Here is an 8646-nt window from a genome sequence, read left to right as displayed (position 1 = left end):
GGTCCGGCTGCAGCGGGCCATGGCCGAGCGGGGGCCGCTGTGCGTGGGCATCGACCCCCACCCGGGGCTGCTCGACGCCTGGGGTCTGCCGCGCACCGCGCAGGGGCTCGAGACCTTCTCCCTGCGGGTCGTGGAGGCCGCCGCCGGCCGGGCCGCGGCGCTCAAACCGCAGGTGGCGCTGTTCGAGGCCCTCGGCTCGGCGGGCATCGCGGTGCTCGAACGCGTGCTCGCGGAATCCACGGCCGCGGGGGTCCTCAGCATCGCGGACGCCAAGCGCGGTGACATCGGTTCCACGATGGCGGCCTACGCGACGGCGTGGCTCTCCGACGACTCGCCCCTCGCGGCGGACGCCGTGACCCTGAGCCCGTACCTGGGCTTCGAGTCGCTGCGCCCCGCGCTGGACCTGGCGCGCGCCACCGGCCGGGGGACCTTCGTGCTCGCCCTGACCTCCAACCCGGAGGGCGCCAGCGTGCAGCACGTGGGCGGTGAGGACTCCGTGGCCGCGGGCATCCTCTCCGCCGTGGCCCACGAGAACCGGGCGCCGGGCGCGCGGGGCCCCGCGGCGTCGTCGTCCGCCCAGGCATCCGGACAGGGCCCGGCACGTCACACGGACGATCGTGATCAAATCGTGACGTCGGCGGGAACGGGCGGGCTGGGCTCGTGCGGGGTGGTGATCGGAGCCACCGTGGGCGAGGCCATGAGCCGCCTCGGGATCGACCTCCGGGAGCTGAACGGGCCGGTCCTCGCTCCGGGATACGGTGCGCAGGGAGCGGACGCGGCCGCCGTCGCCTCGGTGTTCTCCCAGGTCAGGGGCACGGTGCTGGCCAACTCGTCCCGTGACGTGCTCGCTCACGGCCCGGACGTCCGTGCCCTGGGGGAGGCCGTCACGCGCTCGGCGGAGGAGCTCGCGGAGCACCTGCAGCGCGTCTGACCCCCGGCACGACCGCCCCCTGGAACGCGAGCCCCGGAGCTCGTCAGGGGACGGTCGTGCATTTACCCCCCGCAAAGTCCTCGGGTACTTTCGGTGGGAGACGGCCCCGTTCGCCACCCCCCTCTCGCGCGACCGGTCGGGCCGTCGGGCTACCACGAGGAGAGCTGGGAATGGCACTGCGGCCACTGACGGATGACGAGCGCGCCAGGGCGCGGGAGAAGGCGACGGCGGCCCGGTCCGTGCGCGCCGAGATCAAGAAGGGGCTGCGGGACGGCACCGTCTCCGTGGCCGAGGTGCTGCGCCGCGGCGACGAGGACGAGGCCGTGAGCCGCCTCAAGGTCACCGAGCTGCTGGAGTCCACCCCCGGGATCGGCAGGGTCCGCTCCGCCGCGATCATGGAGCAGATCGGCATTGCCCCCACCCGCCGCGTGCGCGGGCTGGGCCAGCACCAGCGCCGCGCGCTGGTGGAGTACCTGGACCGCTGAGGAACCACCGCGCGGGCGGTGGCTCCCGGTTGGTACAGTGACGGACGAGTTCGACCCGACCGTCGCCGCACCCCCGGAGGTATTCGTGCCCGCATCGCCCACCGTGACCGTTCTGGCCGGGCCCACGGCCGTGGGCAAGGGCACCGTGTCCACGTACGTGCGGGACCACTACCCGGACGTGTGGCTCTCCGTCTCGGCCACCACCCGCGCTCCCCGGCCCGGCGAGGTGGACGGCGTGCACTACTTCTTCGTCCGCGACGACGAGTTCGACCGCATGATCGACGAGGACGACCTTCTCGAGTGGGCCGTTGTGCACAACCTCCACCGGTACGGCACCCCGCGGCACAAGGTCGAGGAGGCGCTGGCCGCCGGGCGCAGCGTGCTGCTCGAGATCGACCTGCAGGGAGCGCGCAGCATCCGGCAGGCCATGCCCGAGGCGCAGTTCGTCTTCCTGGCCCCGCCCAGCTGGGACGAGATGGTGCACCGGCTGGTCGGCCGGGGCACCGAGACGCCCGAGCAGCAGCAGCGTCGGCTGGAAACGGCTAAACTGGAACTCGCGGCGCAGTCCGAGTTCGATCACACGGTCGTCAACGACACCGTGGAGCGCGCCGCCGCAGAGCTTGTGGCACTCATGGGGCTGCCGGGTGAGCAGGGGCGCTGAGCGCCTCGCCATCCTGGCCCACCACCGCGGAGCGCCCCGCACGCCACCGACATCTACGTCCACCACAGGAGTCATGAAGCACGTGAGCACGAACAACGAAGGCATCGTCAACCCGCCCGTCGATCGGCTGCTCGACAAGACGGATTCCAAGTACGGACTCGTGATCTTCGGGGCCCGCCGCGCCCGTCAGATCAACGCGTACTACTCGCAGTTGCACGAGGGCCTGTTCGAGTACGTGGGTCCGCTGGTGGACACCCAGCTCAACGAGAAGCCGCTGTCCATCGCGTTCCGCGAGATCGACGAGGGCCTGATCGAGGCCGACCACGTGGCCCACGCCGGGTTCACCCCCAACGGCCAGATGGTCAGCGACGAGCCCACCGCCACGGACATGTTCACCGGTGACTTCTTCGCCCAGGGCGAGGAGCAGGACTCCACCGCCATGTTCTCGGACGGCACCCAGCTGCCGGCCTCGGAGGAGACCCCCGGGCAGGACTCCACGGAGACCGCGGAGACTGCGGTCGAGGAGACCACCGAGGACTCCGCGGAGCCCACCGAGCAGTGACTGAGCCGCACTCCGGCCACGCCCCCGTCCCCGCCCGGCCCGCGCCCCTGCGCGTGGTGCTGGGTGTGGGCGGGGGCATTGCCGCATACAAGGCCGCGCTCGTCTCCCGGCTGCTGTCCGAGGCGGGGCACCACGTGGTGCCCATGCCCACCCGGGCGGCGCTGGAGTTCGTGGGTGCGCCCACGTGGGAGGCCCTCACGGGGGAGCACGTCTCGGAGTCCGTCTTCGACCGCGTGGACACCGTGAACCACGTGGCCCAGGGCCAGGCCGCGGACCTCGTGGTGATCGCGCCGGCCACCGCGGACCTCATGGCCCGCATCGCGCACGGCCACGCGGACGACCTGCTGAGCACCACCGTGCTCGCCACGTCCGCGCCCGTGCTCCTGGCGCCGGCCATGCACACGGAGATGTGGCTCAACCCGGCCACCCAGCGCAACGTGGCCCTGCTGCGCGAGCACGGCCACACCGTGATGGAGCCCGCCACGGGCCGGCTCACCGGAACCGACAGCGGCCCTGGTCGGCTTCCCGAGCCGCAGGACATCGTCGACGCCGCACTGGCCCTTGCCGCTCGGACGGCTCCCTCCAGCGCGGGGCCCTCCGACGCCGCGTCCACCGGCTCCGCGAGCACCCCCGACGCCGCACCGTCCACCGTCGCGGCTGCGCCTGCCGGGGCCCCCACCACGGACCACGTCGGCTCCGACCCCGGGGTGCTGGCCGGACGTCGCGTGCTGGTCACCGCGGGTGGCACCCGTGAGGCTCTGGACCCCGTCCGCTTCCTCGGCAACCGCTCGTCGGGCAAGCAGGGCGTTGCCCTGGCCCGGGCGGCACGCGAAGCGGGCGCGGACGTCCACCTGATTGCGGCCCACGTGGAGACCGATCTTCCGCACGGCATGCGCACCACCCGCGTGTCCTCGGCGCGCGAGCTCGAGGAGGCAACGCTGACGGCGGCGGCCGGGAGCGACGTCGTGATCATGGCCGCGGCCGTGGCGGACTTCCGCCCGGACACCGTGGGGGAGCACAAGATGAAGAAGTCCGAGGACGGCACGGACCCCGTGATCCGGCTGGTGCGCAACCCGGACATCCTGCGCGCCGTGGTGGCGCAGCGGGATGAGCGCGGCCTGGACCAGCTCGTGGTGGGCTTCGCGGCGGAGACCGGGGACGCCGAGCACTCCGTGCTGGACTTCGCCCGCGCCAAGCTGGTCCGCAAGGGCTGCGACCTGCTGGTGCTCAACGAGGTGGGCACCGACAAGGTCTTCGGCCGGGACGAGAACGAGGTGGTCGTGCTCTCCGCCCGCGGTGCCGAGGAGGCGTCCACGCGGGGGAGCAAGGACGAGGTCGCCCGGTTCGTGGTGGAGCGCATCGCTCGGGAAGAGGGTGTCGGCGCCGCCGGGTAATGTGGTGGCGTGAGCGCATCGACTGAGCACCTGAGAATCTTCACGTCCGAGTCCGTGACCGAGGGCCATCCGGACAAGATCTGCGACCAGATCTCGGACTCCATCCTGGACGCGCTGCTCAGTGAGGACCCCCAGTCCTCCGTGGCGGTGGAGACCATGGTCACCACCGGTCTCGTGCACGTGGCCGGGGAGGTCAAGACGGACGCGTACGTGGAGATCCCGCACATCGTGCGCAAGACCCTGCTGGACATCGGCTACAACTCCGCGGTGCACGGCTTCGACGGTGAATTCTGCGGCGTGTCCATCAGCGTGGGTGAGCAGTCCAACGAGATCTACGACGGCGTCTTCAACTCCCTGGAGGAGCGCACGGGGATCGCCAAGGACCCGCGGGATGCCCAGGGTGCGGGGGACCAGGGCATCATGTTCGGCTACGCCTCGGACGAGACCGAGGCGCTCATGCCGGCCCCCATCCTCCTGGCGCACCGGCTCTCCGAGCAGCTCACGCGCGTGCGCAAGACCGCCGTTCTGCCCGAGCTGCGCCCGGACGGCAAGACCCAGGTGACCCTGGGCTACGACGGCCACACCCCCGTCTCCGTGGACACCGTGGTGGTCTCCTCCCAGCACGCGGAGAACTACGACCTCGACCAGCTCACCCGGGACATCACCACGTGCGTGATCGAGCCCGTCCTGGGCGACTCCGGCCTGGACCTCTCCGGCACGCGGATCATCGTGAACCCCGCGGGCAACTTCGTGCGCGGCGGGCCCGTGGGGGACGCCGGGCTCACCGGGCGCAAGATCATCGTGGACACCTACGGCGGCATGGCCCGCCACGGCGGTGGCGCGTTCTCCGGCAAGGACCCCTCCAAGGTGGACCGCTCCGCCGCGTACGCGATGCGCTGGGTGGCCAAGAACGTGGTGGCCGCAGGGCTCGCACGCCGCGCGGAGGTCCAGGTGGCCTATGCGATCGGCCAGGCCCACCCGGTGGGTCTGTACGTGGAGACGTTCGGCACCGAGACCGTGGATCCCGTGCGCATCGAGAACGCGATCACCGAGGTCTTCGACCTGCGTCCGCTCGCGATCATCGAGGACCTGGACCTCAAGCGGCCCATCTACGCCAAGACCGCGGCCCACGGGCACTTCGGCCGCACGGACCCCGACTTCACGTGGGAGCGCACCGACCGGGTGCAGGAGCTGCGTTCCGCCGCGGGGCTGTGACCCCCGGGCGGGACACCCCGGAGCAGGCTCCCGCAGTGGGAAACCCTCCTGGCCCGGCGGGCACCCCGGATGCAGCGGAGACCCCGGAACGCGAGCACACTCCCGGGCCGGGGGCCACCTCGGAACCGGAGAACACCTCCGGCGAGCAGCTCACGCTCGCGGGCCTTCCCCCGGCGCCGGAGCCCCGCGCCGCGCGCTCGGGTGGTTCCGCCGGCACGCGAGAGGCGGGGCCCCGCCCACGGGGCGCCGCCCTGGGCTCCGAGGGCGTGGCCGCCGAGAACCCCGTTGCCCGGGTGCTGCTGGAGGCCTACGTCCCCCACCTGGACCGGGTGTTCGACTACCGCGTGAGTGCCGCCCTGCACGAGCAGGCCGTGGTGGGGTCCAAGGTGTCCGTGATCTTCTCCGGGCGCAAGATGTCCGGGTGGGTCGTCGAGCGGGTGGCACACACCGACGTTCCGGGAGAACGGCTGCTGCCCATCCGGCGGGTGCTCTCACCGCTGCCGGTGGCCGCCCCGGAGATCGTGGACCTCGCGGAGGCCGTGGCCCAGCGCTGCGCGGGAACCGCAGCGGACGTGCTGCGCGTGGCCATCGCGCCCCGGGTGGCACGCGTGGACAAGGAGTTCACCGCGGGGGACGCCACGCCCGCACCGGTGGAGGAACCGTCAAACGCCACCGAGGAGCAGCCGTCACCCGGGCAACAGGACAGGGAGGGCGAAGACGCCGTCGCCCCGTCTCCCGAGATCTGGGGACACTACGAGCACGGCCCCGAGTTCATCGCGGCGGTGGCGTCCGGGAGGCCGGTGCGCGGCGTCGTCGAGGTGCTGCCGTCCGCCGAGGACCACGACTGGGCGCGCCTGACCGCGAACGCCATGGCCACCGCGTACGCCGCCGGCCGCGGGGCTGTGGGCGTGGTGGCGGACCACAAGGCCCTGGAACGGCTCGAGACCGCGCTGCACGAGCTGGTGGGGGAGGACGCCGTGGTGCGGCTGCACGCCGGGGACGGCCCCACCCCGCGCTACCGCGGATTCCTGGAGCTCGCGCTGGGCCGCAAGCGGCTGGCCGTGGGCACGCGCTCGGCGGCCTATGCACCGGTGCAGGACCTCGCCCTGGTGTGCTGCCACGACGACGGGGACGTCAACTTCGTGGAGCAGCGCGCCCCCTACCAGCACACCCGGGACGTCCTGCTGCTGCGGGCCCAGCAGCAGAACCTGGCCGCGCTGTTCACCGGCTACGCCGTGAGCCCGGAGGCCCAGCGCCTCGTGAGCACGGGGTGGGCCGTGCGGCTGGCCCCGGACCGGACGGAGCTGCGCAGGTGCTCCCCGCGGATCGAGGCGACCTCGGACTCCTACAACACGGCCCGCGATCCGCTCGCGGCCCGCGCGCGGCTGCCGCACGAGGCGTTCCGGGTGGCGCGCGCGGCCCTCGAGAAGGGACCGGTGCTCGTGCAGGTGGCCCGCAAGGGCTACGCGCCGGTCCTCGCCTGCCAGCGGTGCCGCACACCGGCGCGCTGCCGCGCGTGCGACGGGCCGCTCGCCCTGTCCTCGGCGAACGCCGTGCCGGTGTGCACGTGGTGCGGTCGCCAGGCGCACGAGTGGAGCTGCGCGGAGTGCGGCTTCACCAGGGTGCGCCTGAGTTCCGTCGGTGCCGGGCGCACCGCCGAGGAACTCGGGAGGGCCTTCCCGCAGGTGCCTGTGATTTCGTCTTCCGAGCACACGGTCCGGGCGCGCGTGGGGTCCGCTCCCGCGCTCGTGGTGGCCACCCCCGGGGCGGAACCGGTGGCCGAGGGCGGGTACGCCGCGGCCCTGCTGCTGGACGGCAACCAGATGCTCGCCCGCCCGTGGCTGCGCGCCGAGGAGCAGACCCTGCGCCGGTGGTTCAATGCCGCCGCCCTCGTGCGCTCGGCAGAGCACGGCGGCACAGTGGTGGTCACCGCGGACCAGGACCGCGCCGTGTCCGCGCTCGTGCGCTGGGACCCCGCCGGGCACTCGGAGCGGGAGCTGCACGAGCGCCACGAGCTGGGCCTGCCCCCCGCGGTGCGCACCGCGGCGCTCACGGGTCCCCGCGGGGCGCTCGCGGCCACCCTGCGGGACCTCCAGCTGCCCGAGCGGGTGCGCGTGGTGGGGCCCGCCCCGGTCGAGAACACACCCGGCAATGGCGCTGACGTCGCGGAGAACGAGACCGGGGAGACGTCCGATGGCACTCTCGACGGGCTCGCGCGTGCGGGTTCCGCGGAGACCGCGCGCCCGGGCCGGGCGGGCGCAGGATCCGGCGAGGACCGGCCGTACCGCGCCCTGCTGTTTTTCGGGTTCGGGATCGCGCCCAAGATCACCGCGGCGTTGCGCGCGGAGAAGGCCCGGGCCTCGGCCCTGCGGGAGCACGCGCCCGTGAACGTGCGCTGCGACGTCGCCGACCTGCTCTGAACCACCCGGCGAGCCCAGCGGTCCGGGGCGGCGGCTTTCGTGTCGCCGTCCCGGAGAACGGGGAATCTGCCGCCGGATGCGGTCCCGCGGGCACCAGAAGTGCCACGAGTGAGTCCTCGGGCCATCTCCCCGGGGCGTTCAGCCGCGCTGGTGCAGCTCGCGTGCGAGGTCCAGCAGGTCCCGCGCGGAGTCCGCCCACGTGTGCTCGCGGATCCGTTCCAGCCCCGCCAGGACGCGCTGCCGGGCGAGACCCGGGTCCGTGAGCTCGCGCACCCGGGCGGCGAAGGCGGCGTCGTCGTCCACCGGGGCGTAGCCGGCGGCGTCCCCGGCGACCTCGCGGAAGATCGGCAGCTCGGAGCACACGACGGGCGCACCCTCGGCGAAGGCTTCCACGAGCGGCAGGCCGTAGCCCTCCGCGCGGGACGCCGTGACCAGCGCGGCGCACGAGGACAGCAGCTCGCGGTACTGCTCCTCGCCCACGCCGCCGTGGAAAACCACGCGGGCCCCGGCCGGCACCTGGGCCTGGAGTTCGGCGCGGCGCGCGGGGGAGATGCGCGAGAGCAGGTGCAGGGTGTGCCCGGGGAGGTGGGCCATGGCCCGCAACAGGGTCTCCACGTTCTTGTACGGCAGGAACGAGCCCATGTACACCAGGTCCGTGCCGCGGCGCGGAAGCCGGGCGAACGCCTCGTCCTCGGGGATCCCCGCCGACGGCGCCGCGTTGGCGATCACGCGCACGTCCCGCTTCGTGAGGCGGCGGGCCAGGATCTGCTGCCGGGAGGTCTGCGAGACCGTGGCCACGGCATCGGCGCGGTTGAGCGTGAGCCGCTGGGGCCACCAGGCCTTGTGGTACGCGCGCCAGCCCCACTGCACCGGCAGCGGCAGGTCGCCCGGGGGCTGCGGGTGCTCGTAGTAGATGAGATCGTGCAGCGTGAGGATCAACCGGTACCGGCGCCCCAGCGAGCCCATGGTCTGCATGGG

General features: G+C 73.2%; 8 protein-coding genes. 7 read left to right on the top strand and 1 reads right to left on the bottom strand.

Annotated features, from left to right (window positions below):
• Positions 1-7: 7 nt before the first annotated feature.
• From pyrF to QL985_RS10010, 7 genes are all read left to right on the top strand, one after another.
• A complete protein-coding gene (gene pyrF / locus QL985_RS10040) occupies positions 8-931 on the top strand; it encodes an orotidine-5'-phosphate decarboxylase (protein WP_259860894.1) in 924 nt (307 codons plus the stop codon).
• 170 nt (positions 932-1101) lie between these two features.
• A complete protein-coding gene (gene mihF, locus QL985_RS10035; RefSeq protein WP_039101143.1) occupies positions 1102-1416 on the top strand; it encodes an integration host factor, actinobacterial type in 315 nt (104 codons plus the stop codon).
• 85 nt (positions 1417-1501) lie between these two features.
• The gene (gmk, locus tag QL985_RS10030; protein ID WP_029603126.1) at positions 1502-2077 is read left to right on the top strand and encodes a guanylate kinase; all 576 of its coding nucleotides are present in this window, start codon (positions 1502-1504) and stop codon (positions 2075-2077) included.
• A gap of 73 nt (positions 2078-2150) precedes the next feature.
• Positions 2151-2639 (top strand): DNA-directed RNA polymerase subunit omega, encoded by a 489-nt coding sequence (gene rpoZ / locus QL985_RS10025; protein WP_239358521.1) that lies wholly within the window; start codon positions 2151-2153, stop codon positions 2637-2639.
• Positions 2636-4033, top strand: coding sequence for a bifunctional phosphopantothenoylcysteine decarboxylase/phosphopantothenate synthase (locus QL985_RS10020; RefSeq protein ID WP_168165728.1), 1398 nt, complete (start codon positions 2636-2638; stop codon positions 4031-4033). Before rpoZ ends, QL985_RS10020 begins: the two co-directional genes overlap by 4 nt.
• Positions 4034-4042: 9 nt before the next feature.
• Complete coding sequence (metK, locus tag QL985_RS10015) at positions 4043-5248, top strand: methionine adenosyltransferase (protein ID WP_019309269.1); 1206 nt, start codon at positions 4043-4045, stop codon at positions 5246-5248.
• Between the two features lie 35 nt (positions 5249-5283).
• Positions 5284-7668, top strand: coding sequence for a primosomal protein N' (locus tag QL985_RS10010; protein ID WP_290147773.1), 2385 nt, complete (start codon positions 5284-5286; stop codon positions 7666-7668).
• Positions 7669-7806: 138 nt separating this feature from the next.
• On the opposite strand, the gene QL985_RS10005 is transcribed toward QL985_RS10010, so the two are convergent.
• A partial coding sequence (locus QL985_RS10005) for a glycosyltransferase (protein ID WP_290147771.1) occupies positions 7807-8646 on the bottom strand: 840 nt, incomplete at its 5' end.

The sequence above is a fragment of the Kocuria sp. APC 4018 genome (assembly GCF_030407675.1).
GTDB classification, from domain to species: domain Bacteria; phylum Actinomycetota; class Actinomycetes; order Actinomycetales; family Micrococcaceae; genus Kocuria; species Kocuria rhizophila.
Note: the sequence above shows the minus strand (reverse complement) of the source record. Positions and strands in the feature narration are given on the sequence as shown.

What these genes read in the sequence shown, in the direction of transcription:
- mihF (WP_039101143.1), top strand. Translation starts at nt 1,102, where the DNA reads ATGGCACTGCGGCCACTGACGGATGACGAGCGCGCCAGGGCGCGGGAG.
- rpoZ (WP_239358521.1), top strand. Translation starts at nt 2,151, where the DNA reads ATGAAGCACGTGAGCACGAACAACGAAGGCATCGTCAACCCGCCCGTC.